At 72.5% G+C, this 25,548-nt stretch carries 21 protein-coding genes; 8 read left to right on the forward strand and 13 right to left on the reverse strand.

Features of this window, described 5'->3' with window-relative positions; translation table 11 throughout:
* Positions 1-373 precede the first annotated feature (373 nt).
* On the forward strand, positions 374-1,687 hold the full coding sequence (locus tag ACWDRW_RS28265; RefSeq protein ID WP_451727328.1) for a lanthionine synthetase LanC family protein: 1,314 nt from the start codon (positions 374-376) through the stop codon (positions 1,685-1,687).
* Here ACWDRW_RS28265 and ACWDRW_RS28270 read toward each other — a convergent pair.
* The 5 genes from ACWDRW_RS28270 to ACWDRW_RS28290 form a co-directional block, all read right to left on the reverse strand.
* Positions 1,639-2,790 carry an XdhC family protein gene (locus ACWDRW_RS28270; RefSeq protein ID WP_451727330.1) on the reverse strand — a complete coding sequence of 384 codons (1,152 nt, stop codon included), beginning with the start codon at positions 2,788-2,790 and terminating at the stop codon, positions 1,639-1,641. The two genes, ACWDRW_RS28265 and ACWDRW_RS28270, sit on opposite strands and share 49 nt — an antisense overlap.
* Before the next feature lie 47 nt (positions 2,791-2,837).
* Positions 2,838-4,295 carry an NCS2 family permease gene (locus ACWDRW_RS28275; protein ID WP_451727333.1) on the reverse strand — a complete coding sequence of 486 codons (1,458 nt, stop codon included), beginning with the start codon at positions 4,293-4,295 and terminating at the stop codon, positions 2,838-2,840.
* A gap of 182 nt (positions 4,296-4,477) precedes the next feature.
* The gene (locus ACWDRW_RS28280; protein WP_451727336.1) at positions 4,478-6,868 is read right to left on the reverse strand and encodes a xanthine dehydrogenase family protein molybdopterin-binding subunit; all 2,391 of its coding nucleotides are present in this window, start codon (positions 6,866-6,868) and stop codon (positions 4,478-4,480) included.
* A gap of 2 nt (positions 6,869-6,870) precedes the next feature.
* A complete protein-coding gene (locus tag ACWDRW_RS28285; protein ID WP_451727339.1) occupies positions 6,871-7,455 on the reverse strand; it encodes a (2Fe-2S)-binding protein in 585 nt (194 codons plus the stop codon).
* Positions 7,455-8,345, reverse strand: a complete 891-nt coding sequence (locus tag ACWDRW_RS28290) for an FAD binding domain-containing protein (RefSeq protein WP_451727342.1) — start codon at positions 8,343-8,345, stop codon at positions 7,455-7,457. Before ACWDRW_RS28290 ends, ACWDRW_RS28285 begins: the two co-directional genes overlap by 1 nt.
* Before the next feature lie 378 nt (positions 8,346-8,723).
* Here ACWDRW_RS28290 and ACWDRW_RS28295 point away from each other — a divergent pair, with 378 nt between their 5' ends.
* Positions 8,724-10,397, forward strand: coding sequence for a PucR family transcriptional regulator (locus tag ACWDRW_RS28295; RefSeq protein WP_451727345.1), 1,674 nt, complete (start codon positions 8,724-8,726; stop codon positions 10,395-10,397).
* A gap of 156 nt (positions 10,398-10,553) precedes the next feature.
* Positions 10,554-11,327: a hypothetical protein gene (locus tag ACWDRW_RS28300; RefSeq protein ID WP_451727348.1), complete on the forward strand. Its 774-nt coding sequence runs from the start codon at positions 10,554-10,556 to the stop codon at positions 11,325-11,327.
* Between the two features lie 70 nt (positions 11,328-11,397).
* Here ACWDRW_RS28300 and ACWDRW_RS28305 read toward each other — a convergent pair whose 3' ends face one another.
* Positions 11,398-12,189 (reverse strand): GntR family transcriptional regulator, encoded by a 792-nt coding sequence (locus ACWDRW_RS28305; RefSeq protein ID WP_451727350.1) that lies wholly within the window; start codon positions 12,187-12,189, stop codon positions 11,398-11,400.
* Positions 12,190-12,344: 155 nt separating this feature from the next.
* On the opposite strand from ACWDRW_RS28305, the gene ACWDRW_RS28310 reads away from it, so the two are divergent.
* Positions 12,345-13,193, forward strand: coding sequence for a (2Fe-2S)-binding protein (locus ACWDRW_RS28310; protein WP_451727353.1), 849 nt, complete (start codon positions 12,345-12,347; stop codon positions 13,191-13,193).
* Positions 13,194-13,495: 302 nt separating this feature from the next.
* Complete coding sequence (locus ACWDRW_RS28315; protein ID WP_451727355.1) at positions 13,496-14,539, forward strand: DUF2637 domain-containing protein; 1,044 nt, start codon at positions 13,496-13,498, stop codon at positions 14,537-14,539.
* A gap of 91 nt (positions 14,540-14,630) precedes the next feature.
* Here the strand turns inward: ACWDRW_RS28315 and ACWDRW_RS28320 are convergent, their stop codons facing one another.
* Both ACWDRW_RS28320 and ACWDRW_RS28325 read right to left on the reverse strand, forming a co-directional pair.
* Positions 14,631-15,083: an ATP-binding protein gene (locus tag ACWDRW_RS28320; RefSeq protein ID WP_451727529.1), complete on the reverse strand. Its 453-nt coding sequence runs from the start codon at positions 15,081-15,083 to the stop codon at positions 14,631-14,633.
* Positions 15,084-15,575: 492 nt separating this feature from the next.
* Positions 15,576-16,193 (reverse strand): hypothetical protein, encoded by a 618-nt coding sequence (locus ACWDRW_RS28325; protein WP_451727358.1) that lies wholly within the window; start codon positions 16,191-16,193, stop codon positions 15,576-15,578.
* 215 nt (positions 16,194-16,408) lie between these two features.
* On the opposite strand from ACWDRW_RS28325, the gene ACWDRW_RS28330 reads away from it, so the two are divergent.
* Positions 16,409-17,749 (forward strand): helix-turn-helix domain-containing protein, encoded by a 1,341-nt coding sequence (locus tag ACWDRW_RS28330; RefSeq protein WP_451727361.1) that lies wholly within the window; start codon positions 16,409-16,411, stop codon positions 17,747-17,749.
* Here ACWDRW_RS28330 and ACWDRW_RS28335 read toward each other — a convergent pair.
* Entirely contained in the window at positions 17,746-19,488 is a 1,743-nt protein-coding gene (locus ACWDRW_RS28335; protein WP_451727364.1) for a pyruvate dehydrogenase, read from the reverse strand. The two genes, ACWDRW_RS28330 and ACWDRW_RS28335, sit on opposite strands and share 4 nt — an antisense overlap.
* 80 nt (positions 19,489-19,568) lie before the next feature.
* Positions 19,569-20,828, reverse strand: coding sequence for a protein phosphatase 2C domain-containing protein (locus ACWDRW_RS28340; RefSeq protein WP_451727367.1), 1,260 nt, complete (start codon positions 20,826-20,828; stop codon positions 19,569-19,571).
* Positions 20,829-21,092: 264 nt separating this feature from the next.
* Here ACWDRW_RS28340 and ACWDRW_RS28345 point away from each other — a divergent pair, with 264 nt between their 5' ends.
* Both ACWDRW_RS28345 and ACWDRW_RS28350 read left to right on the forward strand, forming a co-directional pair.
* Positions 21,093-21,578, forward strand: coding sequence for a DUF456 domain-containing protein (locus ACWDRW_RS28345; protein ID WP_451727370.1), 486 nt, complete (start codon positions 21,093-21,095; stop codon positions 21,576-21,578).
* Positions 21,579-21,640: 62 nt separating this feature from the next.
* Positions 21,641-22,009 carry a PPOX class F420-dependent oxidoreductase gene (locus ACWDRW_RS28350; RefSeq protein WP_451727372.1) on the forward strand — a complete coding sequence of 123 codons (369 nt, stop codon included), beginning with the start codon at positions 21,641-21,643 and terminating at the stop codon, positions 22,007-22,009.
* Here the strand turns inward: ACWDRW_RS28350 and ACWDRW_RS28355 are convergent.
* The 3 genes from ACWDRW_RS28355 to rsgA all read right to left on the reverse strand — a co-directional run bounded on the left by ACWDRW_RS28355 (position 22,006) and on the right by rsgA (position 25,380).
* On the reverse strand, positions 22,006-22,491 hold the full coding sequence (locus ACWDRW_RS28355) for a methylated-DNA--[protein]-cysteine S-methyltransferase (RefSeq protein ID WP_451727374.1): 486 nt from the start codon (positions 22,489-22,491) through the stop codon (positions 22,006-22,008). The two genes, ACWDRW_RS28350 and ACWDRW_RS28355, sit on opposite strands and share 4 nt — an antisense overlap.
* Before the next feature lie 6 nt (positions 22,492-22,497).
* The gene (locus ACWDRW_RS28360) at positions 22,498-23,880 is read right to left on the reverse strand and encodes a bifunctional transcriptional activator/DNA repair enzyme AdaA (RefSeq protein WP_451727376.1); all 1,383 of its coding nucleotides are present in this window, start codon (positions 23,878-23,880) and stop codon (positions 22,498-22,500) included.
* A 408-nt stretch (positions 23,881-24,288) separates the two neighbouring features.
* A complete protein-coding gene (rsgA, locus tag ACWDRW_RS28365) occupies positions 24,289-25,380 on the reverse strand; it encodes a ribosome small subunit-dependent GTPase A (protein ID WP_451727378.1) in 1,092 nt (363 codons plus the stop codon).
* Positions 25,381-25,548: the final 168 nt, after the last annotated feature.

The raw sequence follows: 25,548 nt of genomic DNA on the forward strand, positions 1-25,548 counted from the left end.
GGCCGGCCTACCAACACGCGCCCGTGAAAGCCGCACCCACCGCCCGGACCAGCCCACCGCGCGGCGGCCGTAAGAGCCGCAGCCACCACTCGGACCAGCCCACCGCGCGGCGGCCGTAAGAGCCGCAGCCACCGGCTCGGGCCGGCCTACCAACACACGCCCGTGAAAGCCTCAGCCACCGCCCGGACCGGCCCACCGCGCGGCGGTCGTGAAAGACGCACCCACCACTCGAACCGGCCCACCAACGCACGCCCGTGAAAGCCGCACCCACCTCTCGAACCGGCCTGCCAACACAGCGCCCGTGAAAGCCGCGGCCACCGCCCGGACCGGCCTGCCGCGCGGCGGTTGGCGGCGGCCTGTCAGACTGGGCCGTATGATCTCAATTCCAGCCGCGGGACCGGCAGTTGACGAGGTCGAGGAGTTGGCGGCGGACGCGCTGCGCTGGCTGCTCGCACAGGCGCGGGAGGTCGCGGACGGTGGACTCGGCTGGCCCGAGCGGCCGTCGGACCCGGAGCCCGAGGCGATGTTCTACAACGGCACCGCCGGGATCGTCCCGGCGCTGCTGGAGGCCTGGCGGCACTTCGGCGACGACCGCTACGCCGACACCGCGGTGCGCGCCGCCCGGGGCCTCGCCGCCGCCGTCGAGAACACCGAGGACAGCTCCCTGTACTTCGGCCTCACCGGCATGGCGCTCGCCCTGCGCGCGATCCACACCGACCTGGGCGACGAGGCCGCCGGCGCCGCCGCGGACCGGGCCATGGCGCTGGTGCGGGACCGCTTCGACGGGACGCGCTGGGGCGAGCTGTTCGAGCTGATGGGCGGCAACGCCGGGATCGGCCTCGGGGCGCTGGCGCTCGGGGACCCGGAGTTCGCCGTACGGGCCGTGGAGCCGTACCTCGACGCGGCGGAGCGGACCGGGGCCGGGGTGCGGTGGGCCCACAGGCCCGGTGTGTCGGGGCGGATGCACCACATCTCGCACGGCACCCTCGGGATCGTCCCGGCGCTGGCCGTGATCGGCTCCGCGGCCGGTCGCGCCGACCTGACCGAACTGGCGCTGGCGGGCGCCGCGGACGTCGTCTCCCGGGACGAGGCAGGCCCCGAGGGCTTCCTGGTCCCGCACTCCGACCCGCGGTACGGCGGCGAGCGCACCGCCCGCTACAACTACGGCTGGTGCCACGGCCCGGCCGGTGACGCGCAGGTCTTCCGGCTGCTGCGGGACGCCTGCGACGACTCCGCCTGGTCGGCACTGGCCGACCGCTGCTGGCACACCGTCACCGGTTCCGGGCTGCCCGCGCGGCTGGGCCCGGGGTTCTGGGACAACAACGGCCGCTGCTGCGGCACCGCGGGCGTCCTCGCGCTGGCCGGGGACCGGATGGCCGAACAGGAGGAGACCCCGGACTTCGCCGGGGTCCTGGTCGCCGACCTCGCCGCGCGCGCCGTCCGGGACGCGCGGGGCGCCCGCTGGTCGAACGTGGAGCACCGGGCCACGCCCGGCGACCTGGAGCCGGAGACCGGCTGGGCGATGGGCAACGCGGGCATCGCACGCGAACTGCTGCGTCACGTACGGCTGATCCGGGGCGGCGCCGTCGACTACGCCTTCGCCTGGCCGGACCAGCCCCCGGTGCGGCGGCCGGCCGGTCAGGCCACCGAGCCGATGCGCCCCGCCGGTGCCGAGGTGGCGTCGTGATGGATGGGCGTGTGGGCGCCGGTCAGTGAGACCCCGCTGCCGCCGCGCCGGTTCGCCACGATCTCGGAGGCGATCGACAGGGCCGTCTCCTCGGGCGTACGGGCGCCGAGGTCCAGGCCGATCGGGGAGCGCAGCCGGGCCAGTTCCAGCTCGGTGACGCCGACCTCGCGCAGCCGGTCGTTGCGCTCGAGGTGGGTGCGGCGCGAGCCCATCGCACCGATGTAGGCGACCGGAAGCCGCAGGGCGAGCCGCAGCAGGGGTACGTCGAACTTGGCGTCGTGGGTGAGGACGCAGAGGACCGTGCGCGCGTCGACCTGGGTGCGCTCCAGGTACTGGTGCGGCCACTCGACGACGATCTCGTCGGCCTCCGGGAAGCGGGCCTTGGTCGCGAAGACGGGGCGGGCGTCGCACACCGTCACCCGGTAGCCCAGGAACTTGCCGATCCGCACAAGTGCGGACGCGAAGTCGATGGCACCGAAGACGATCATCCGGGGCGGCGGCACCGAGGACTCCACCAGCACCGTGAGCGGTGCTCCGCAGCGAGAGCCCTGCTCTCCGATCTCCAGGGTGCCGGTGCGGCCGGCGTCGAGACAGGCACCGGCCTCGGCGGCGACCGTGCGGTCCAGCTCGGGATGGGCGCCGAAGCCCCCGTCGTGGGAACCGTCGGGCCGGACGAGCATGGCCCGGCCCAGCAGTTCCGCGGGCCCGGACACGATGCGTGCCACCGCCGCCGTCTCCCCGTTCGTGGCCGCCCGCAGCGCGGACGCGAGCAACGGGCGGACGGCGTCGGTGGACCGTACCGGCGTGACCAGGATGTCGATGATGCCGCCGCAGGTCAGTCCGACCGCGAAGGCGTCCTCGTCGCTGTAGCCGAAGCGCTCCAGGACGGTCTCGCCGTCCTCCAGCGCCTGCCGGCACAGGTCGTAGACCGCGCCCTCCACACAGCCGCCGGAGACCGAGCCGATCGCCGTGCCGTCGGCGTCCACCGCGAGCGCGGCGCCGGGCTGGCGAGGGGCGCTGCCGCCGACCGCGACCACGGTCGCCACGGCGAAGTCACGCCCCTGCTCGACCCACCGGTGCAGCTCTTCGGCGATGTCCAGCATCTCTCGGTCTCCTTACAGCGGTTGGGTGGAGGGCGCCCGGCGGGGTCCTAGTGGACGCCGAGCCAGCTCTCGATCGGGTTGAGGGCGAAGAACACCAGGAAGATCGCCGTCAGCGCCCACATGAACGCCCCGATCTCCCGGACCTTGCCCTGAGCGGTCTTGATGGCCACGTAGGAGATGACACCGGCGGCGACACCCGCGGTGATCTGGTACGTGAACGGCATGATCACGACGGTCAGGAAGACCGGGATCGCCGTGGCGCGGTCGGCCCAGTCCACGTGCCGGGCGTTCATCATCATCATGGCGCCGATGACCACCAGGGCCGCGGCCGCGACCTCGCCGGGCACGATCGCCGTGATCGGCGTGAAGAACAGACAGGCCGCGAAGAACAGGCCGGTGACGACGGAGGCGAGACCCGTACGGGCCCCCTCGCCGACGCCGGTGGCGGACTCGACGAAGACCGTCTGGCCCGAGGCGCCGGAGACGCCGCCGATCGCACCGCCCGCGCCGTCGATGAACAGCGCCTTGGACAGGCCCGGCATCCGGCCCTTGTCGTCGGCCAGTTTGGCCTCGGTGCCGACGCCGATGATGGTGGCCATCGCGTCGAAGAACCCGGCGAGCACCAGCGTGAACACGATCATGCCGACCGTCATCGCGCCGACCTCGCCCCAGCCGCCGAACTCGACGTTGCCGAAGATCGAGAAGTCGGGCATCGACACCGCGCTGCCGTGCAGCTCGGGGGCGCCGCTGGCCCACTGCTTGGGGTCGATGACCCCGGCGGCGTTGAGGATCACGGCGGCCAGCGTGCCGCCGACGATGCCGATCAGGATCGCGCCCGGGATGTTGCGCGCCTGGAGCATGAAGATCGCCAGCAGGGTCGCGGCGAACAACAGGACCGGCCAGCCGGCGAGTTCACCGGTGGGACCGAGGGTGAGCGGGGTGGCTTCGCCCTGCTGGACGAACCCGGCCTTGTTGAGGCCGATGATCGCGACGAACAGGCCGATGCCCATGGTGATCGCGTGCTTGAGCGCGAGCGGGATGGCGTTCATGATCATCTCGCGTAGGCCGGTGACGACCAGCAGCATGATGACGACGCCGTACATCACGCACATGCCCATGGCCTGCGGCCAGGTCATCTGCGGGGCGACCTGCGAGGCGAGGACGCCGGAGACGGAGAGGCCGGCGGCGAGGGCGAGCGGCACCTTGCCGAAGAAGCCCATCAGCAGCGTGGTGAAGGCCGCCGCGAACGCGGTCGCGGTGATCAGCGCCTTCTGGGCGAGCGCGTCCCCCGCCGCGTCCTTGCCGGACAGGATCAGGGGGTTGAGCAGAAGGATGTACGCCATCGCCATGAAGGTGGTGATGCCGCCGCGCACTTCGCGTGCGACGGTCGATCCTCTGTGGGATATGTGGAAGTAACGGTCGAGCCACGACCTGCCGGCGGGGAGGCGGGTGCCTTCGCCCGCGTCTTCGGCAGTGGTCGTCGGCTCCAGTGACTGCTGGGTCATGTGGGCCTGCTCCCAAGGTTCATAGGGACACCCGTATGGGGACCGCCGGTGCGGCTACGGGATTTGGGAAGGTGCTTCGGCCGCACGACCCGGGGGACGGCCCGAGACGAACGATCTGGGGTGATACTCCGGGCGGCGCGGCGAAGTGTGACGTTCCCGGCGCCGCCCGGAGGGACTTGCGGTTACTGACTCGCCGTACCGGTGAGGTGCTCCGGCCGTACCGGCGTCCTGTTGAGCTCCAGCCCGGTCGCGTTCCGGATCGCCGCGAGGACGGCCGGAGTCGAGGAGAGCGTCGGAGCCTCGCCGATGCCGCGCAGCCCGTACGGGGCGTGGTCGTCGGCGAGTTCGAGCACGTCGACCGGGATGATCGGCGTGTCGAGGATCGTGGGGAGGAGATAGTCCGTGAAGGACGGGTTGCGCACCTTCGCGGTCTTGGGATCGACGACGATCTCCTCCATGACCGCGATGCCCATGCCCTGCAGGGTGCCGCCCTGGATCTGCCCGAGGACGGACAGCGGGTTGAGCGCCTTGCCGACGTCCTGGGCGCAGGCCAGCTCGATGACCTTGACCAGGCCCAGCTCGGTGTCCACCTCGACGACCGCGCGGTGCGCGGCGAAGGAGTACTGGACATGGCCGTTGCCCTGGCCGGTGCGCAGGTCGAAGGCCTCGGTCGGCCGGTGCCGCCACTCGGCCTCGACCTCGACCGACTCGCCCTCCAGCACGTCCACCAGGTCACCGAGGACTTCGCCGCCGTCGGTGACGACCTTGCCGCCCTCCAGCAGGAGTTCGGCGGTCGCCCAGGCCGGGTGGTAGGAGCCGAACTTGCGGCGCCCGATCTCCAGGACCTTCTCGCGGACCAGCTCGCAGGAGTTCTTGACCGCGCCGCCGGTGACGTAGGTCTGCCGGGAGGCCGAGGTCGAACCCGCCGAGCCCACCTGGGTGTCGGCCGGGTGGATCGTCACCTGGGTGACGCCCAGCTCGGTGCGGGCGATCTGCGCGTGGACGGTGACACCGCCCTGGCCGACCTCCGCCATCGCGGTGTGCACGGTGGCGACGGGCTCGCCGTTGATGACCTCCATGCGCACCTTGGCGGTGGAGTAGTCGTCGAAGCCCTCGGAGAAGCCGACGTTCTTGATGCCGACCGCGTAGCCCACGCCCCGCACGACGCCTTCACCGTGCGTGGTGTTGGACAGACCGCCCGGCAGCTGCCGTACGTCGGCGCCCTCGCTGGACTCCCACTGCCGCTCCGGCGGCAGCGGCATCGCCTTGACGCGGCGCAGGAGTTCGGCGACCGGAGCCGGGGAGTCCACCGGCTGCCCGGTCGGCATGATGGTCCCCTGCTCCATGGCGTTCAGCTGCCGGAACTCCACCGGGTCCATGCCCAGCTTCTTCGCCAGCTTGTCCATCTGCGCCTCGTAGGCGAAGCACGCCTGGACCGCGCCGAAGCCGCGCATCGCGCCGCAGGGCGGGTTGTTGGTGTAGAGGGCGACGGCCTCGATGTCCACGTCGTCGATCACGTACGGACCGACCGACAGGGAGGAGGCGTTGCCGACGACCGCCGGGGAGGCCGACGCGTAGGCGCCGCCGTCGAGGACGATCCGGCACTTCATGTGGGTGAGCTTGCCGTCCTTGGTGGCGCCGTGCTCGTAGGAGAGCTTCGCCGGGTGGCGGTGGACGTGCCCGAAGAACGACTCGAAGCGGTTGTAGACGATCTTCACCGGCTTGCCGGTGCGCATCGCCAGCAGACAGGCGTGGATCTGCATCGACAGGTCCTCGCGACCGCCGAACGCGCCGCCGACACCGGCCAGCGTCATCCGCACCTTCTCCTCGGGCAGGCCGAGGACGGGCGCGATCTGACGGAGGTCGGAGTGGAGCCACTGGGTGGCGATGTACAGGTGGACGCCGCCGTCCTCCTCCGGCACGGCGAGGCCGGACTCCGGGCCGAGGAAGGCCTGGTCCTGCATGCCGAAGGTGTACTCGCCCTTGACGATGACGTCGGCGCGCTTCGCGGCCTCGTCGGCGTTGCCGCGGATGATCGGCTGGCGGTGCACGATGTTGGGGTGCGGGACGTGACCGGAGTGGTGGTCGTCGCGGCCCTCGTGGATCAGGAGCGCGCCCGGCGCGGTCGCGGAGGCCTCGTCGGTGATGACGGGCAGCTCGCGGTACTCGACCTTGATCTTGGCGGCGGCGCGGCGCGCGGTCTCCGGGTGGTCGGCGGCGACGATGGCCACCGGCTCACCGTGGTGCCGTACCTTGCCGTGCGCGAGGACCGGGGTGTCCTGGATCTCCAGACCGTAGTTCTTCACCTCGGTCGGCAGGTCGTCGTACGTCATGACCGCGTAGACGCCGGCCGTGGCGAGCGCCTCGCTCGTGTCGATGGACACGATCTCCGCGTGCGCGAGCGGGGAGCGGAGGATCTGGCCCCAGAGCATGTCCTCGTGCCACATGTCGGACGAGTACGCGAACTCGCCGGTGACCTTGAGGGTGCCGTCCGGGCGCAGGGTGGACTCACCGATGCCGCCCTTGGTCTGGGAACCCTGGGTGATCTTCGTGGGAGCGCCGTTGGTGGGCATCGTCAGACCGCCTCTCCCTGCCGGGCGGCCGCCAGGCGGACCGCGTCCATGATCTTCTCGTAGCCGGTGCAGCGGCACAGGTTGCCCGAGAGCGCCTCGCGGATGTCCGCGTCGCTCGGGTTGGGGTTGCGCTCCAGCATCTCGTCGGCGGCGACCAGCAGACCCGGGGTGCAGAAGCCGCACTGGACGGCGCCGGCGTCGATGAACGCCTGCTGGATCGGGGAGAGTTCGGTGCCCTCGCCGGTCTGCGAGTCCTGGCCCTTGGCCGTCCACGACTTGGCCTCGTCGACCGAGCCGCCGCCGCAGGCCCCGGTGGCGCAGCCGCCCTCGGCACGCTGCTTGGCGTAGTCGGCGAGCCCTTCGACGGTCACGACCTCGCGGCCCTCGACCTGGCCCGCGGCGACCAGACAGGAACACACCGGCACCCCGTCGAGCCGCACGGTGCAGGAGCCGCACTCGCCCTGCTCGCAGGCGTTCTTGGAGCCGGGCAGGCCCATCCGCTCACGCAGCACGTACAGAAGGCTCTCGCCCTCCCAGACGTCGTCGGCTTCCTGCGGACGTCCGTTGACAGTGAAGTTGACGCGCATCAGGCGACTCCCTCCGTGTGGGCGGCGGTGCCGCGGTAGGACTCCCAGGTCCAGGTCAGCGTGCGGCGGGCCATGATGCCGACCGCGTGTCGGCGGTAGCTCGCCGTGCCCCGGACGTCGTCGATCGGGTTGCAGGCGGCGGAGCACAGGTCCGCGAACTGCTTGGCGACCGACGGGGTGATGATCTTGCCGTTGTCCCAGAAGCCGCCCTCCTCGAGCGCCGCGTTCAGGAACTCCTCGGCGGCCTTGGCCCGCACGGGGGTGGGGGCGGCCGAGCCGATGCCGGTGCGCACGGTCCGCGTCTCGGGGTGCAGCGCGAGCCCGAAGGCGCACACCGCGATGACCATGGCGTTGCGGGTTCCCACCTTCGAGTACTGCTGGGGCCCGTCCGCCTTGGCGATGTGCACGGCGCGGATCAGCTCGTCGGGCGCCAGCGCGTTGCGCTTCACGCCGGTGTAGAACTCGTCGATGGGGATACGGCGGGACCCGCGCACCGACTCGACCTCGACCTCCGCGCCTGCCGCGAGGAGGGCGGGGTGGGCGTCGCCGGCCGGGGAGGCGGTGCCGAGGTTGCCGCCGACGCCGCCGCGGTTACGGATCTGCGGGGAGGCGACCGTGTGCGAGGCGAGGGCGAGACCCGGCAGCTCGGCGCGGAGGTTCTCCATGATGCTCGTGTAGGGGACGGAGGCGCCGAGCCGTACGCTCTCCTCGCCGACCTCCCACTCGTAGAGATCGCCGATGCGGTTGAGGTCGAGGAGGTACTCGGGCCGGCGGTGGTCGAAGTTGATCTCGACCATCACATCGGTGCCACCCGCAATCGGCACAGCGGTGGGGTGCTCTGCCTTCGCGGCGAGCGCCTCCTCCCAGCTGGCGGGGCGAAGGAAGTCCATGACCGGCTCTCTTCTTCGTCTCGTGAGTCGTACGGATTGAGCCAGGTCGTGTGCGGCGGGTCCGGCTCGTTCATGTGCTGTTAACGCGGAGTGAGGTCAGTACACAGCGCCGTACTCCACCGGGGTCAGTCACGGAAACCATGAAGGAGTTGGCTGGCCAGCCCGGTCATCTTGTAGATTCGTATGAACGGAGGTCATCAGTAACCTCTTGGTTTTCCTGTGGAAACGTGCGACGCACGCCACGTGACCTGGGACACAGCCGAAACGTGACCCCCACGGGCGGCGAGCGTCGCCCACCGGCCCGCCGGACGGGCCCGAGACCTCAACTTCCACCCGGATCCATCGTAGATTTCGAGACAAAGAACGGCGGCGACGAGAATGCGGCTGCGCGCACTGCTGGACACGGACGCGCTGGGCCTCAAGCTGCTCGGCGGCGAAGAGGAACTGGACCGCACGGTCCGTGGCGTCATGACCACGGACCTGAGGGACCCCAGCCGCTACCTGTCGGGCGGTGAGCTCGTCCTCACGGGCCTCGCCTGGCGCCGCGACTCCGCGGACGCCGAACCGTTCGTACGGATCCTGGCGCAGGCCGGGGTGGCCGCCCTCGCCGCCGGCGAGGCGGAGCTGGGCGACGTCCCCGAGGACCTGGTCACGGCCTGCGCCCGGCACCGTCTCCCGCTGTTCGCCGTGCACGAGTCGGTGGCCTTCGCGACGATCACCGAGCACGTGGTACGGCAGGTCTCGGGCGAGCGCGCCGGGGACCTCGCGGCGGTCGTGGACCGCCACCGCCGGATGATGACCTCAGGGCCGGCCGGGGGCGGCCCGGACGTCGTCCTGGACCTCCTGGGCACCGACCTGGACCTGCGGGCGTGGGTGCTCTCCCCCACCGGCCGGCTGATCGCCGGTTCGAAGGCCGACAAGCCGCTGCTGCCGGCCGACATGTGCGCCAAGCTCGCCGCCGAGCACCTGGCCGCCGCCCGCACCGGCCGACGCGGTCCGCACCGGATCACGCTCGGCTCGACGCCGTACTCGCTCTTCCCGATCCGCAGCACCGGCCGCTCCCCGCAGGCCTCCCGGGACGTCCGCGAGACGGTCCTGTCGGACTGGCTGCTCGCCGTGGAGGCGGACGCCGGGGACTGGCCGGAGGAGCGCCTCGACCTGCTCCAGGGCGTCACCCAGCTGATCGCGGTGGAACGGGACCGCAGGGACGCGGCCCGCACGGTCCGCCGCCGGCTCGCGCAGGAGGTGCTGGAGCTCGTCCAGACCGGAGCCGCGCCCGCCGAGATCGCCGCCCGACTGCGGGTGGCCGCCCCGGTCCTGCTCCCCGGCCTCGGCGCGGCCCCGCACTGGCAGGTCGTGGTGGCCCGCGTCGAGTGGGACGGCGGCGAGGTGGAAGGCGGCCCGGTGGCCCAGTCGCTGCTGGAGGAGATCCTGGTCGACCCGCTGGCCACCGGCCCGGAGCCCTCGGACCGGATCGCGGTGGCCCACACCGGCGACGAGGCGATCGCGCTGGTGCCGCTCCCCGCGGTCTCCGCCGAGCACGACGGCTCCGAGACGGGGATCATGGCGGACGCGCTGCTGGAGTCGGTCCGGGACCCGCTGTCAGCGGGCCTGGACGACGACGGCCGGGTCACGCTCGGCGTCAGCGCGGCGGTGCACTCGGCGGAGGGGTTGCGCGGGGCGCTGGAGGAGGCCCGGCACGCCCGGCGCGTGGCGGGGGCGCGCACCGGCCGCGTGTGCGCGGCGGGCCACCAGGAACTGGCCTCGCACGTACTGCTGCTCCCCTTCGTCCCGGACGACGTACGACGGGCCTTCACCGCCCGTCTGTTGGACCCGCTGCGTGACTACGACCGCCGCCACCGGGCCGAGTTGATCCCGACCCTGGAGGCGTTCCTGGACTGCGACGGCTCCTGGACGCGCTGTGCGACCCGGCTGCACCTGCACGTCAACACCCTGCGCTACCGGGTGGGGCGAATCGAGCAGTTGACGAGCAGGGACCTGTCCCGGCTCGAGGACAAGCTCGACTTCTTCCTCGCGTTGCGGATGAGCTGAGGCCGGACGGGCGGCTCGAGTCCGGCTCCGCTGTCCCACGACTTTGTGAAATCCTTCACCTACCCCCTTGGCCTGCGTGGGCCGCAGATGCTGAAATGCGCCCACCACTCAAAGCTCAAAGGCGTGCTCGGGGAGGGCAACGTGGCGCATACCGCCATGTCTGGTAACGGAACGACCGCCGGTGACGATCCACTCCAGACCGCGGTATGGCGGCTGCGCTCACGCGCGTGCTGGGCCGACGCGGCGGCCCTCCTACGCCCCGACACACCGGCCGCCTCGCTCCAGCGGGCAGCGCTGCTGGTGGAACGGTGTCTGTACACCGAGCAGGGCTGGCAGGACGCGGAGGACGCGCTGCGAACGGCGGAGGCGGCGGCGCACACCGACGAGGAGCGGGGGGCGGCCGCTTGTGAACGCGGGCAACTTGCCTACGCGGCCACGCTCCACGCGGTCCGGGACCGCGCGGACGAGGCGAGGGCGGCGCTGGGCAGGGCGGCGGCCCTGATCCCGCCGGGCGCGCCGGGCCGGGCTCTGCTGGACTTCCGGCGGGGCCTGCTGGCGGAGAACCTGGCGCGCTCCCCGCAGGCGGCGCGGGCGGCCTACCGCAGGGCCCACGCGGCGGCCACGGCGCACACGGACCCGCTGCTGCTGTCCTTCACCTGGCGCCACCTCGCGGGACTGGCCCTGCGGGACGGCGAGTTGGCGGAGGCCCGGCACGGCTTCGCGGAATCCCTGCGGATCCGGGAGGAGTTGGGCTACCTGGTGGGCACGGCACCCGCGCTGGCCTCCCTGGCGGACACGGAGACAGAACCCGAGGCCTCCCGGCTCCGAGAGGAGGCCCGCCGTCTGTTCCGCCTCCTGGGCGGCGTCCCGACCTGGCTCGCCACCCACCTTGCCCAAGGGCCGCCGACCCCGGGAGCGGCGACCGCGTGAGGCGGCCGCGTCGGACGAAGGGCGGCCGCGTCGGGCGTAGGGCGGCCGCCTTGGATCCAGGGCGGCTGTCCTACGACGCCCCCGCGAAGTGCTCCCCGACCAGGGCGCGCACCACATCCAGGTCCCGGGCGATCAGGGCGTCCAGGAGCGCCGTGTGCTCGGCCGCGTCGGCGAGCAGCTCGGCGCGACCCCGGGTGGGGTGCGGGCCCACCAGGGGCCACTGGGAGCGGCGGTGCAGGTCCTCGGCGATGTGGACCAGTTGCCCGTTGCCGGAGAGGGCGAGGATCGCGGTGTGGAAGGCCCGGTCCGATTCGGCGTACGTCGCCCGGCAGCCGCTCGCGGCCGCCCGTACCGTCGCCTCCGCGAGCGGGCGCAGGTCGGCCCAGCGCTCCGACGGGACCGTGCGCGCCAGGCGCAGCATCACCGGGACCTCGATCAGCGCCCGCACCTCGGCCAGTTCCGCCAGCTCGCGGACGCCGCGCTCGACCACCCGGAAGCCCCGGTTGGGCACGACCTCCACCGCGCCCTCGAGGGCCAGCTGCTGCATGGCCTCGCGGACCGGGGTCGCGGAGACACCGAAGCGCTCGCCGAGGGCGGGGGCCGAGTACACCTCGCCGGGCGTCAACTCACCGGCCACCAGCGCGGTGCGCAGCGCGGCCAGGATCTGGCCGCGCACCGAGGACCTCTGAACCGCCGCCCGGGGACGCGGAATCGGCGGCTCGCTGTGGGTGTGCTCGCCCCGGACCTCGTCCCGGTCCGCCGCCCCGGGCTGCACCGGCACCCTGGCCTCGCCCCGGACCTGCGGAACTCCCGCCCGCTCGGTGGCCCGCGCCTCGCTGGAGCCCTGCGCGCCCTGGTTCACGGGCTCCTCCTCCGGACGTATCGGTACTTGGGGTCATTACGGCGGGTTGTCACCCGCCCGTCAAGCACGATAAGCGCACCGGCCGTCAGTTCACATCTCCGCGATCTTGGGTAAGGTAAGCCTTACCTGAAATCGAACTCCATCGGGAGCCCCGGATGCCTGCACCCCGTTCGGCCACGACGGACGCGTACGCACGGCTCACCGAAGTCCTCCCGTCACTCGCGGTGACCGAACTGATCGCCGCGGACCCCACCCCCTCCACCCCCGGCTGGGTCAGCGCCGCCGAGCTCGCCGCGGGCGGCGCCGCCCTGGACGCCTTCCTGGCCTGGGACGACGCCCAGATCCTGCGTGACTACGAGCAGCCGGCCCGCCCGGACGTCACCGCCAGCTTCGGCCTGCACCGCTACGCCTGGCCCGCCGTCCTCCTGGTCACCGTTCCCTGGTTCCTGCACCGCCGCGTCCCGCGCCTGCCCGTGACGCATGTCTCCTACGACCGGCACGCCGAAGGCCTCCCCCTGGGTCGCATGGCGGTCCGCCCGACCGCAGGCTTCGCCTGCCTCCCCGGCGACCCGGCGGCGGACCTCCCCGGCGCCCGGGTGGTCCCCGACGAGGAGGCCCTGCGCGCCGCGGTCCGCGAGGCGGTCGCCGAGCACCTGGAGCCGGTGCTCGCCGCCTTCGGCCCCCGGATGCGCCGCCGTGGTCGCGCCCTGTGGGGCATGGCGACCGACGAGACCGTCGAGAGCCTGTGGTACATCGGCCAGCTCCTCGACGAGGAGGAGCGCGCGATGCGCGAGCTGGAGCTGCTGCTGCCGGGCTCCACCAAGCCCTACGCCGGCTCAGCGGCCTTCCGTGTACTGACCGGCCCGAACGGCGAGGCGCTGACCACCCGGGACCGGGTGAGCTGCTGCATGTACTACACCCTGCGCCCCGAGGACACCTGCGGCACCTGTCCGCGCACCCAGGACGCCGACCGCGTCACCAAGCTTCTGGCGGCGGCCGGTTGACGCCCTGTCGGGCACGAGTCCCCCGCGGACTCCCTTAAGATCAACTCCCGAGGACCGCCCGCATGGTTACCGGCGTTTCACAACTTCCTCACTCGTCGCAGGAACTTTCCGTGGAACCACCCGTACGGGTAGTCTTATTCGAACTCAACTCCCGCCCCTCACGCGGCAGTTCGAGCAGAACGCCGCCCTGGGCATCCCCTTGCACTTCCTTGGCGGCCTCTTGCCCCGAAACCCCCTGAGGGCCGGTGGGATTGGGCCACTATGGCGGGCGTTACGCCCTATCCCAATGCAAGGGACCCCAGATGAGACTGACCGACATATCGCTGAACTGGCTGCTTCCGGGCGCCGTACTGCTCCTGGGCACGCTGGCGGCGGTGGCGGTGCTCGCGCGCGGAAAGCGCTCCTCGGGGAAGGACACGGGTGCCGAGGACTCGTGGGAGCGCAGCGAGGAGCGCCGCAGGCGCAAGGAGGCCATATACGGCACCGTCTCCTATGTGCTCCTGTTCTGCTGTGCCGCGGTGGCGGCGGCGCTCTCCTTCCACGGACTGGTCGGATTCGGCGAGCAGAACCTCGGCCTCACCAACGGCTGGCAGTACCTGGTCCCGTTCGGCCTGGACGGGGCCGCGATGTTCTGCTCCGTCCTCGCGGTGCGCGAGGCGAGCCACGGTGACGCGGCTCTCGGCTCCCGGATACTCGTGTGGACGTTCGCCTTCGCCGCGGCCTGGTTCAACTGGGTGCACGCCCCGAGGGGCATGGGTCACGACGGTGCCCCCCACTTCTTCGCCGGCATGTCCCTGTCCGCGGCGGTGCTCTTCGACCGGGCGCTGAAGCAGACCCGCCGGGCCGCCCTGCGCGAGCAGGGTCTGGTGCCGAGGCCGCTGCCGCAGATCCGCATCGTCCGCTGGCTGCGGGCGCCCCGGGAGACCTACCGGGCCTGGTCCCTGATGCTCCTGGAGAACGTGCGCAGCCTGGACGAGGCCGTCGAGGAGGTGCGCGAGGACAAGCTCAAGAAGGACGAGCAGCGCATGCGGCGCCGCGAGGCGCAGCGCGTGGAGCGTGCCCAGCTGAAGGCCATCAGTCGCGGCCACCGCGGCTTCGTCGGCCGCGGCGGCGGTCGGCAGGTGGAGGTGCAGGCCGTGGAGCGGGGCTCCGAGCTGGTCACCGCGGAGCCTGCCATATCCGCGCCGGAACAGCTGCCCGTCCGTACGCGGCCCTCACTTCAGCCCGCCCGCAAAGGTTCTGAGGGGATGACCGTCGACCTCACCGCGGAGGACGACACCATGGCCCTGCCGCGCCTGGACTCGCTGGAGCGCAAACTCAAGGACCTGGAGCAGCAGTTCGGCTGAAAATCGCTCACCTCAGGTGAACCACGGGGAGGGGGTACGGTGAATTCGCCGTACCCCCTCCCCGTGCTTTTGCCTGCTTCCGGCCCGTCGCTCACGCGGCCTCCGCGCCGAGCTCGAACCACACCGCCTTGCCCACCCCGTGCGGCTGTACGCCCCACGCGTCCGCGAGGGACTGCACCAGCACCAGGCCCCTGCCGTGCGTACCGTCGTCGGCGTCCGGTACGCGCACCGTGGGCCTGCGGGCCACGAAGTCCCGCACCTCCACCCGGAGTCCCTCCGGCCCCACGGTGGCGGTCAGCACCGCGTCGTGGTCGGTGTGGACGATCGCGTTGGTGACGAGTTCGCTGGTCAGAAGCTCCGCTATCTCCGATCGTCCGGGCCGACCCCAGTGCCGCAGGAGCGCCCTCAGTTCCCGGCGTGCCTCGGGCACCGCCCTGAGATCCGCGCGTCCGAGTCTGCGCCTGAGCCGGCACGGCGGCGCCGGTTGTGCGCCCCCGTCCGCCGTGTCCTCCGCCGTGTCCGTCGAGAAGGCCCCGATCGCGATGGGACCGCCCCCTCGTGCCTGCCTCTTCATGACCCCCGCCCGCGTGCCGATGACGTTCCCCTCCTGCTCGAACACGTTCACGGGATCCATGCCCGTCAGAGCACGTGGCAGTCATGTCGAATCGTCAACGACCAGGCGTTCGGCCACGAGGAGACCGCGCCGGGGTCGACCCCAAGACGTCGGAAGGGGACGGCGGGGCGTCACGCACGGATCCACCCCGGAGAACACCCCTGGTGGGCGCACGGCGGCCGACCCGGATGCGGACGGGGTCCCCCCGGCAGGTGAGGAGGCGGCTGCCCGGGCTGACCAAGGGCCATCGGCCGAACTGCCCATCCCTGTCTGCCGATCCGGCCGTATCCGAGCGCTGGGACGGGGTGTGCGGGGGCCGCGCCGGACCGGATGGCGCGGGCCGCTGGGGGCGGGTGCGCGGAGCCGCCCTCCCGACCCCCGTGGCGAGAGGGCGGCCCCGGTGTCCCCCCAGCGGGCCGGCGGTCAGTACAGCTTGTTGACCGCCTTGGTGGTGGTCTTCTTGAAAGCGGTCACCGGTGCGTCCCCGAAGTCGCCCATCTGCGACCAGTCCACGACCGTCACGGTCCTGCCGTCCCGGCCGACGGAGAGCAGCCGGATGTCGTTGGCGCCCCAGGAGGTCTCGGTGTGCAGTCCGTGGACCCGGGCACCCTCCTCGACGGGCAGCGAGCCGTAGGACTTGTACACCGCCTCGACTTCCGGGTCCGCGGCCTCGATCCGCCCGGCGCAGGACTTGATCTCCTTGTTCAGGCTGCTCGCTAGCGCCTTGGCCTTGGCGGCGGTGCCGACGACGATGGTCAGCTGCCGGGCGCTGGTGTCCAGGTCGGTGTGGAACGGCCGGTACCGGGAGTCGTAGGCGAGCAGCGCCTCCTCCAGGCAGAACCGCATCTCGTCCGGGACGCCGTCGGTGACCCGTCCCGCGGTCCAGGTGTACGAGGGGTGCTGCGGGAGTTCGGAGGCGGACAGGAAGCGGGGCGCGCTCGCCGCTCCGGTCGCGGCGCCGGCCGGTACGGTGAGAGCGGCGCCGGCGAGACCTGCGACGGCGAGTGCGACGACCGCGGCCGCTCGGGTGTGCTTGGACATGGGTGATCCCCCGTGGTTCGAGTAAGAGTCAGTGGGTTGGGCGTGACTGGCTGTACGTCGTCGTCACCGCGCCGTCGGCTGGTCGGGCCGGCGGTCGTCGGTGCGACACCAAGAGCATCAGCGGTCACAGGACCAGGGCGCAACAGGGGACGCCGCATCGCTCGGGATGGAACCATCCCAGGCCGTCTGACGTGCAGGTACATGGGGTGCCTGGGATGCCGTCCCGGGCGGGAGAACACGGGGGAAGGGTGTCGGGACAGGACGAGGTCGAGGAGTTCGCCGCACTGCTCCGGCAGTTGAAGGAGCGGACCGATCGCAGTTACGGCTCACTGGCCCGTCGGCTGGGCATGAACACCTCCACGCTGCACCGCTACTGCGCCGGTGACGCGGTCCCCCAGGACTTCGCCCCGGTGGAACGCTTCGCCGCCCTGTGCGGAGCCTCGGCGGAGGAACGCATGGAGTTGCACCGCCGCTGGCTCCTGGCGGTGGCGGCCCGACAGCGGCCGCGAGGGGTGACGGCAGCGGAGTCGGAGGAGCGGCCGCGGGAACCCGACGACTCGACACCGGAAGCGGAGCGGGAACAGGAAGAACTGGAACAGGAAGAACAGGGACAGGAAGAGCAACCCACCCCACCCCACCCTCCCTGGTACCGCCGTCGGCGCGTCACGGTCGCCGCCGCCGTCGCCTCGGTGCTGCTCGCCACACTCGGCACCGTCACCGCCCTGGACACGGACCGGGGCGACAAGGCCGCCGACCGGACTCCGGGCGCGGGCCTCCCCCGTACGACCGCACCCGCCGCTCCTGGCACGACCGGCGGCCCCTCCGCCGCCTCCCCGTCCCCCACGCCCACCGGGCCGTCCCCGACGAAGAAGGCGAAGCCCTCCCAGCCCGCCCCCAAGGAGAGCACCCCGGCCACGACACCCGCGCCGGACCCCGCCGCAGTACCCCTCACCTGGAGCGCCGACTCGCACGTCTGGTCGCAGGGCTGCGGGCACGACTACGTCATCAACAGACCGCCCGCGCAGGTGCCGCCGCCTCCGCCCGCGCAGGACGCCCGGACCTGGGCCGGAGCCGAGGGCGCGGTGCACGGGCGGGAGACGATGGTGCGGATCTCGGTGCAGGGGCGGTCGTCCACGGCCGTCGTCCTGGAGGCCCTGCGGGTCCGGGTGGTCGGCCGAGCGGCGCCCGTCGAGGGCAGCGCCTACGCCATGGACCAGGGGTGCGGCGGAGCCGTGACCCCACGCCACTTCGACGTGGACCTGGACCAGGACCGCCCGATCGCCCGCCCGGTGGCCGGCAACGACTCGGGCACGGTGATCCCGGCCATGCGCCTGCCCTACCGGGTCTCCGCGGAGGACCCGGAGGTCCTGCTCGTCACGGCCCGCACCGGGGGCTGCGACTGCCGGTGGTGGCTCGAACTGGACTGGTCCTCGCAGGGCCGCGAGGGCACCGTCCGCATCGACGACGAGGGCCGCCCCCTGCGCACGACGAGCATCAAGGGCCTGCCCCGGTACGGCTACGACACCTCGACGCGCGCCTGGACGCCGTACTCCTAGGGCCTGGGGACGTTGCGGAGGTTGGAGCGGGCCATCTGGAGCATGCGGCCCACCCCGCCGTCGAGGACGATCTTCGAGGCGGAGAGGGCGAAGCCGGTGACCATCTCGGTGCTGATCTTCGGCGGGATGGACAGGGCGTTGGGGTCGGTGACGATGTCGACGAGCGCGGGGCCCTTGTGCCTGAAGGCGTCCTTCAGGGCTCCGGCTAGCTGCTTGGGCTTCTCCACGCGTACCCCGTAGGCACCGCAGGCCCGGGCCACGGCGGCGAAGTCGGGGTTCTTGTTGGAGGTGCCGTACGACGGCAGACCGGCGACCAGCATCTCCAACTCCACCATCCCGAGCGAGGAGTTGTTGAAGAGGACCACCTTCACCGGCAGGTCGTACTGCACCAGCGTGAGGAAGTCACCCATCAGCATGGCGAATCCGCCGTCCCCCGACATCGACACGACCTGGCGGCGGCGGTCGGTGAACTGGGCGCCGATCGCCATGGGCAGCGCGTTCGCCATCGAGCCGTGGGAGAAGGAGCCGATGACCCGGCGGCGGCCGTTGGGGGTGAGGTAACGGGCGGCCCAGACATTGCACATCCCGGTGTCGACCGTGAACACCGCGTTGTCGTCGGCGAGTTCGTCCAGGACCGCGGCGACGTACTCGGGATGGATCGGGACGTGCTTCTCGACCTTCCTGGTGTACGCCTTGACGACGCCCTCCAGCGAGTCCGCGTGCTTCTTCAGCATCTTGTCGAGGAAGCGCCGGTTCTCCTTGGTCCGCACCCGGGGGATCAGACAGCGCAGGGTCTCGCGTACGTCGCCCCACACGGCGAGGTCCAGCTTGGAACGGCGGCCGAGGACTTCGGGCCGGACGTCCACCTGGGCGATCTTGACGTCGTCGGGCAGGAAGGCGTTGTACGGGAAATCCGTGCCCAGCAGGATCAGCAGATCGCATTCGTGGGTGGCCTCGTAGGCGGCGCCGTAGCCGAGGAGGCCACTCATGCCGACGTCGTAGGGGTTGTCGTACTGGATCCATTCCTTCCCCCGCAGCGCGTGCCCGACCGGGGACTTCACCTTCTCCGCGAACCGCATGACCTCGGCGTGCGCGCCCGCCGTGCCGCTGCCGCAGAACAGCGTGACCTTGTCGGCCGCGTCGACCATCCGGACCAGCTTGTCGATCTCCTCGTCACCCGGGCGGACCGTGGGCCGGGTGGTGACCAGGGCGGTCTCGACCGGCTTGGCGGGGGCGGGCTGGTCGGCGATGTCGCCGGGGAGGGAGACCACACTGACGCCGGAGCGGCCGATCGCGTGCTGGATGGCGGTCTGCAGGAGGCGGGGCATCTGCTTCGGGCTGGAGATCAGCTCGCTGTAGTGACTGCACTCGCGGAACAGCCGGTCCGGGTGCGTCTCCTGGAAGTAGCCGAGGCCGATCTCACTGGAGGGGATGTGGGAGGCGAGGGCGAGCACGGGGGCCATGGAGCGGTGGGCGTCGTAGAGGCCGTTGACGAGGTGGAGGTTGCCGGGGCCGCAGGACCCCGCGCAGGCGGTCAACTTCCCGGTGATCTGCGCCTCGGCGCCGGCCGCGAAGGCGGCGGTCTCCTCGTGCCGGACGTGCACCCAGTCGATGCCGGAGTTGCGGCGCACGGCGTCCACGACGGGGTTCAGGCTGTCGCCGACGACGCCGTAGAGGCGCTCGACTCCGGCGCGGACGAGGATGTCGACGAACTGTTCCGCCACGTTCTGCTTGGCCATGGCCGCGGGTGCCCCTTCGGTCGCCTTCGCTGGGTTCCGTCCGGTTCCATTGGAGGCACAGGGGCACGTGGTCCGCTCGGTCAGGTCTCCCAGACGGCGGCGGCCGTACGGTCGTCGGCGTAGCCCTTGACCCTCACCTGGGTGTCGGCGAGGAAGGCGGCGAGGCCCGGCGGGGTGGGTCCTGACCACCGGTCGGTGAGGTGGCGGGCGAGATCGGCCTCGCCGCGCAGGGGTTCGGCGAGACCGCTGGTGCACATCAGGAGCGTGTCACCCGGACGGGCTACCGAGGCGCGGAAGCGGAAGGGTTCGCGCGTGGGCTCGGGGGCGGGTTCGTAGGGGCTCGGTGGCTTCGGGATGCCGAGGTCCATGGTGAGGCGGTCGCCCTCCGGGGTCTCGGACGGCGGGGAGCCGAACCCGACGACGGCCGCGCCGACCGCGTCCGTGACCCGGGGCTCGATGTCCTGCCACTGGCCGTCCCGGAGGCGGAACAGACCGCCGACGCCGACGCCGAAGAAGACGCGGGTACGGCAGTCGGGGTCGGCGGGCAGGAGCAGACAGCGCAGGGTGGCCGCGTACTCCTCCGGGTCCACTCCCTGTTCGGCGGCGCTGGCGCGGAGCTTGCCGAGGCTGCGGTCGGTGAGGCGGTGCAGGCCGGACTTGAGGTCGCCTCGGCGGGCGGCACGGATGTCCTCGGCCAGGCGGGCGTGGCTGCGGCCGACGGCCCTGCCGATCCAGCGGCAGGCCTCGGCGGCGGCGCGGTGGGCGCCGGGGGTGGCTCGGGCGCCGGTGGCCATGGCGACGAGGACGAGGGCGGCGTCACCGGTGCCGAAGCGGGCGGTGAGCAGGGAGTCCCTGCGGGGTTCGCCCCGGTAGCGGGCGGAGTCGCCTCGGACGGAGGCGGCGCGGAGGGTGCAGGCGCCGTAGTGGGCGCCGTCGAGGACCGTGTCGGCGACGAGGTCGTCCAGGTCGTCCGGGTCCGCGGGTGGGAGGGCGGTGGGTTCCGCTTCGTAGGTGGGTGGGCCTGAGCCCACGTACTCGACGGCGCGCGGTGGTTCCTCGGTGCGCGGGGGTGGAATCGGCGTGCGGGTGGGATCACTCGCCCGCGCCGGCGGGGCACCGCCCTCTTGGGTCGCGGGGGCCGCCCCGGCGGCACGACCGCCCGCGGGAACCGCGGGATCCGCGGCCCGACCGCCCGCCGACACAGCGGACTCCGCCGAGGCGAACCTGTCGTCCAGGGAGTCCGGGGCCGCTGTGGGCCCGGTGTCCTCCGTGGTGTTGTCGTACAGCTGTGCCCACCAGTCGTCCTGCCGACCGGTGGGCCTTCCCCCCTGCTGGCTCATGCCCCTAATTGTCCACCGCACGGGCCGTATGAAAACGGGGCATCCCGAAAAACGGGTGAGGGCTCGCACGGTGTTGCGAATCAGCGGGGAGGGGTCGCCGGACGGTCCCACCCCCCACGGGAGGACCGCCCGGCGACGCCCGGGTGACCGTCGGCGCACGTCGTACACCCCGATCACGGTCTGGCTGACCGAGTCGCCCTCGGCGTCGGTCGGCTCGGGGTGGGCTGATCTGCGGGGTCATCCGGGCTCCGGCACTCTGGCCCTATGGGAGTGTGGGATCTCCTGCTGGTCGGCATGGTCATCCTGCTCGGCCTGTGCGGAGTACTGGTGCCCGGTGTGCCGGGGTCGTGGCTGGTGTGGGCCGCGGTCATGTGGTGGGCACTGAAGGACCCCCGGGCGGAGGCGGGATTCCTGCTGGTGGGGGCGACGGTCGCGCTGTTCCTCTCCCAGGTGGTGCGCTGGGCCCTGCCACCCCGGCGGCTGCGCGCGTCCGGTGCGACCCGCCGGATGGCCGTGTACGCCGGAGCGGGTGCCTTCCTCGGCTTCTTCCTGATTCCCGTGCTGGGCACGATCCCCGGGTTCATGGCGGGCATCTACCTGGAGGAGCGCCGGCGCCTCGGCCGGCACGCGGAGGCGATGGCGGCCCTGCGCACCGCGATGCGCTCGGGCGGCTCCAGCGTGCTGGCGGAACTGTTCACCTGTCTGCTGATCGCCGGCGCGTGGCTGGGCGTGGTGCTCTGGGGGACGTAGGGCCCGAGGACTAGGGCGAGCATCCGATGTGGCGGGACGGGCGGGCGTGCTTGTGTGGCCGCATGACCGAATTCAGTGAGGCGGAGCGGGCGTATCTGGCATCGCAGCGGCTGGGCCGACTGGCCACCGTCGACCCGAAGGGGCAGCCGCAGGCGAACCCCGTCGGCTTCTTCCCCCAGGACGACGGCACGATCCTGATCGGCGGCCTCGCGATGGGCCGCACCAAGAAGTGGCGCAACCTGGGGTTGAACCCGAAGCTGTCCCTGGTCGTCGACGACGTGGTGAGCCTACGGCCGTGGAAGGTGCGCGGGGTCGAGATCCGGGGCGACGCTGAGCTGCTCACCGGCCCGCACGGGCTGGGTCCGCACTTCAGCGAGGAGGTGATCCGCGTCCGTCCGCGGTGGATCCACAGCTGGGGTCTGGAGGGCTAGACCGCGCCCTCCAGCGTGAGCAGGGTCGTCTTGCGCTCCAGGCCGCCCGCGTAGCCGGTCAGGGTGCCGTTCGCGCCGATCACCCGGTGGCAGGGGCGCAGGATCAGCAGCGGGTTGGCGCCGATCGCGCCGCCGACGGCCCGGACGGCCGCCCGGGAGGCGCCGACGCGCGCGGCGATCTCGCCGTAGGTGGTGGTCGCGCCGTAGGGCACGTCGTCCAGGGCGGCCCACACCTTCTCGCGGAACGCGGTGCCCTCGGCGCGCAGCGGCAGCCGGAACTCCTTCAGCTCGCCCGCGAAGTAGGCGGCGAGCTGCTGCTCGGCGTCCCGGAAGGCGCCGGGCTCGTGCCGCCAGCCCTCCTCGACCGCGCGTCCCCCCTTCTGACCGGGCACGGACAGCGAGGTCAGGACGCCGGTCTCCGGCTCGGCGGTGAGCAGCAGCGGGCCGACGGGGCTGTCGAGGGAAGTCCAGTGGACGGTCATGACGGGTTACTCCAACTCCCCTGCTGTGCGCAGGTGTCGCAGGGCGTACGAGCGCCAGGGGCGCCAGCTGTCGGGGACGTCGAGGCCGGGCGGGGCGACGTCGGGGTCGCCGAGAGCGCGGGTGCGGATCACGGCGACGGTGGAGGCGTCCAGGCCGGGCAGGGCGAGCAGGGCCTCCTGCGCGTCGTCCCGGTCGGCGCCCGCGTCGAGGCGTACGGCGCCGTCGGCGAGGGCGGCGGTCAGCGTACCCAGGGTGCCGTGCGGCTCGGCCTCGGCGAGGACGGCGGGTTCGGGGAAGAGGTGGGTGAGGCTGCCGCAGGGGGCGTCCAGCGCCTTGCCGTACCGCCGCACCAGCCGCTCGGCACCGGCGGTGCCCACCAGCGCCCGAACGGCCAGCTCGTCGGGGTCGGCGGCGCCGGGTGACCGGAGCCCTGGGCGGGCCGCGACCAGCGGGGCGAGCCGGGCGTCGGCGCCGAGCCGCTCGTCCACGGCGTAGGGGTCGGCGTCCAGGTCGAACAGGCGGCGCAGTCGCTGGACGGCGGTGGTGAGGTCGCGGGGGTCGGTGAGGTGGAGGTGGGCGTCGAGCCAGCCGCCGGGGTGCGTGCGGGTGTGTGCCATGCCCGGCCGCTCGTCGACGGCCACGATGCCGGTGCCGTGCGGGAGGCGGAGGGTACGGCGGTAGACACGGCGGCCGGGGCTGCCGTGGACGTCCTCCACGCCGGGTACGGCCTCGGCCTCCAGGAGGTCGAAGACCTCCCCGGACCGGTAGGGCCCGCGGTAGGCGAGGCGCAGCGGGATTCCGGCGGTCGGGGTGGCGGGGCGCCGGGCGGCTCGGGCGGCGGCCCGGCGCAGCTCGCTGGGCGTCCGCGCGTACACCGTCCGGATGGTGTCGTTGAACTGCCGCACGCTGGCGAATCCGGACGCGAAGGCGATCTCGGTGATCGGCAGGTCGGTGGTCTGGAGGAGAACGCGCGCGGTGTGGGCGCGCTGGGCGCGGGCGAGGGCGACGGGTCCGGCGCCGAGTTCTCCGGTCAGCTGCCGCTGGACCTGGCGGGGGCTGTAGCCGAGCCGCGTGGCGAGCCCGGCGACCCCTTCCCGGTCGACGACACCGTCCCCGATGAGCCGCATGGCACGCGCCACGACGTCCGCGCGTACGTTCCACTCGGCCGAGCCGGGCGCGGCGTCCGGGCGGCACCGCCGGCAGGCCCGGAATCCCGAGCCCTGCGCGGCGGCGGCGGTCGTGAAGAAGCGGACGTTGTGACGCTTCGGGGTGACGGCGGGGCAGCTGGGCCGGCAGTAGATACCGGTGGTCGCGACGGCGAAGAAGAACTCCCCGTCGAACCTCCCGTCCCTGCTCCGCACGGCCTCGTACCTGGTGTCTTCATCCATCACGCGTTCCAGTCTCGGCGATGCCGGGGACCGGTGCTGGCGGGTTTCGGACGCCGAGACGTCCGGCCCCCAGCACGCCCGCGCGGGGCGCACCCGGACGTGCCGACGGAACTCGGACGCCGAGGCCGTCGGCGCCCGGCCCGCCCACGCCAGCGTGTTCCCGGACGTGCTGGCAGGACTCGGACACCGAGCCCGCCGACGCCCCGCACGCCCACACGGGGCGGATTCGGACGTGCCGACGGAACTTGGACGCCGAGACGTCCGGCCCCCAGCACGCCCCCACGGGGATGCACCCGGACGCGGTGGTCGGCGGCGCCGCCCGGCCGATCGGCGCGGTCACGCTCGACCCCGCCGACCCCGCCGAGGCCGCCACTCCGCCTCGCCGACCCCGCCCCGGGGCCCGGGCGGCTAGCGCCAGCCGTTGCGCTTGGCCTGCATCGCCGCCCGTCCCTCGGCCCCCTTCCGCTTCCAGTCGCGACGGATCTCGGCGCGCAGGCGGGCGTCGGTCTTGGCGACGATCCGCTGGTTCTCCCGGATCAGCTTGCGATAGCTGTCGAGCCGTCGTTCCGGCAGCTCTCCGGAGTCGATCGCGGCGAGGACGGCGCAGCCGGGTTCGGCCTCGTGGGCGCAGTCGTGGAAGCGGCACCGCTCGGCCAGTTCCTCGATCTCGGCGAACACCTGCCCGACCCCGGTCCCCGCGTCCCAGAGCCCGACGCCTCGCAGTCCCGGTGTGTCGATCAGGACCCCGCCGCCCGGCAGGGCGAGCAGGTTGCGGGTGGTCGTGGTGTGCCGCCCCTTTCCGTCCACGTCCCGGGTCTCCTGTACGTCCATGACGTCGGCCCCGAGCAGCGCGTTCGCGAGCGTCGACTTGCCGGCCCCGGACTGCCCGAGCAGCACGGACGTACCGCCGCCGAGGACCGCGGTGAGGACGTCGAGCCCTTCCTCGAGATGCGCGCTGACGGTCAGTACCGGCACTCCGGGCGCGGTCGTCTCGACGTCCTCGACCAGATGGCCGAGCGTCGCCGCGTCCGGCACGAGGTCGGCCTTCGTCAGCACGACCACGGGCTGTGCCCCGGATTCCCAGGCCAGCGCCAGGAACCGTTCGATGCGGCCGAGATCGAGTTCGACGGCCAGGGACACGGCGACGACCGCGTGGTCGACGTTGGCCGCGAGGATCTGCCCCTCGGACCGCTCGGAGGAGGTGGAGCGCACGAAGGCGGTACGGCGCGGCAGATACGTCCGTACGTAGCGCGGGTTGCCCCCGGGTTCGACGGCGACCCAGTCACCGGTGCACACCACCCGCAGCGGATCGCGCGGGGTGACGAAGGCGGTGTCGGCGCGCAGCACACCGTCGGCGGTGACGACGTCGCACTGCCCGCGGTCGACTCGGATGACGCGTCCGGGCAGCAGCCCTTCGGCGTCGTAGGGGAGGAACTCCTCCGCCCAGGCGTCGTCCCAGCCGTAGGGAGCGAGGGCGGAGGACACAGAAGTGGAAGTCAAGGGTGACCCTTCGAAGGGCGGCCCCGGCGACGGAAGTCGGGTTCAGCCGGCGGCCACGGAGGTGGACTTGATGGATTCCTGCTTGCGGGCAGCGCTCATCGCAATGACAGCCATCGGTCGACACCTCCTCCACAGCACGCTCGGAACGAACGACCACACGGTATCCGG

It is taken from the genome of Streptomyces sp. NPDC003635, assembly GCF_053587635.1.

Coding starts and splice junctions, on each gene's coding strand:
- ACWDRW_RS28265 (WP_451727328.1), top strand. CDS start 374: ATGATCTCAATTCCAGCCGCGGGACCGGCAGTTGACGAGGTCGAGGAG.
- ACWDRW_RS28270 (WP_451727330.1), bottom strand. CDS start 2,790: ATGCTGGACATCGCCGAAGAGCTGCACCGGTGGGTCGAGCAGGGGCGT.
- ACWDRW_RS28275 (WP_451727333.1), bottom strand. CDS start 4,295: ATGACCCAGCAGTCACTGGAGCCGACGACCACTGCCGAAGACGCGGGC.
- ACWDRW_RS28280 (WP_451727336.1), bottom strand. CDS start 6,868: ATGCCCACCAACGGCGCTCCCACGAAGATCACCCAGGGTTCCCAGACC.
- ACWDRW_RS28285 (WP_451727339.1), bottom strand. CDS start 7,455: ATGCGCGTCAACTTCACTGTCAACGGACGTCCGCAGGAAGCCGACGAC.
- ACWDRW_RS28290 (WP_451727342.1), bottom strand. CDS start 8,345: ATGGACTTCCTTCGCCCCGCCAGCTGGGAGGAGGCGCTCGCCGCGAAG.
- ACWDRW_RS28295 (WP_451727345.1), top strand. CDS start 8,724: ATGCGGCTGCGCGCACTGCTGGACACGGACGCGCTGGGCCTCAAGCTG.
- ACWDRW_RS28300 (WP_451727348.1), top strand. CDS start 10,554: ATGTCTGGTAACGGAACGACCGCCGGTGACGATCCACTCCAGACCGCG.
- ACWDRW_RS28310 (WP_451727353.1), top strand. CDS start 12,345: ATGCCTGCACCCCGTTCGGCCACGACGGACGCGTACGCACGGCTCACC.
- ACWDRW_RS28315 (WP_451727355.1), top strand. CDS start 13,496: ATGAGACTGACCGACATATCGCTGAACTGGCTGCTTCCGGGCGCCGTA.
- ACWDRW_RS28325 (WP_451727358.1), bottom strand. CDS start 16,193: ATGTCCAAGCACACCCGAGCGGCCGCGGTCGTCGCACTCGCCGTCGCA.
- ACWDRW_RS28330 (WP_451727361.1), top strand. CDS start 16,409: ATGCCGTCCCGGGCGGGAGAACACGGGGGAAGGGTGTCGGGACAGGAC.
- ACWDRW_RS28335 (WP_451727364.1), bottom strand. CDS start 19,488: ATGGCCAAGCAGAACGTGGCGGAACAGTTCGTCGACATCCTCGTCCGC.
- ACWDRW_RS28340 (WP_451727367.1), bottom strand. CDS start 20,828: ATGAGCCAGCAGGGGGGAAGGCCCACCGGTCGGCAGGACGACTGGTGG.
- ACWDRW_RS28345 (WP_451727370.1), top strand. CDS start 21,093: ATGGGAGTGTGGGATCTCCTGCTGGTCGGCATGGTCATCCTGCTCGGC.
- ACWDRW_RS28350 (WP_451727372.1), top strand. CDS start 21,641: ATGACCGAATTCAGTGAGGCGGAGCGGGCGTATCTGGCATCGCAGCGG.
- ACWDRW_RS28355 (WP_451727374.1), bottom strand. CDS start 22,491: ATGACCGTCCACTGGACTTCCCTCGACAGCCCCGTCGGCCCGCTGCTG.
- ACWDRW_RS28360 (WP_451727376.1), bottom strand. CDS start 23,880: ATGGATGAAGACACCAGGTACGAGGCCGTGCGGAGCAGGGACGGGAGG.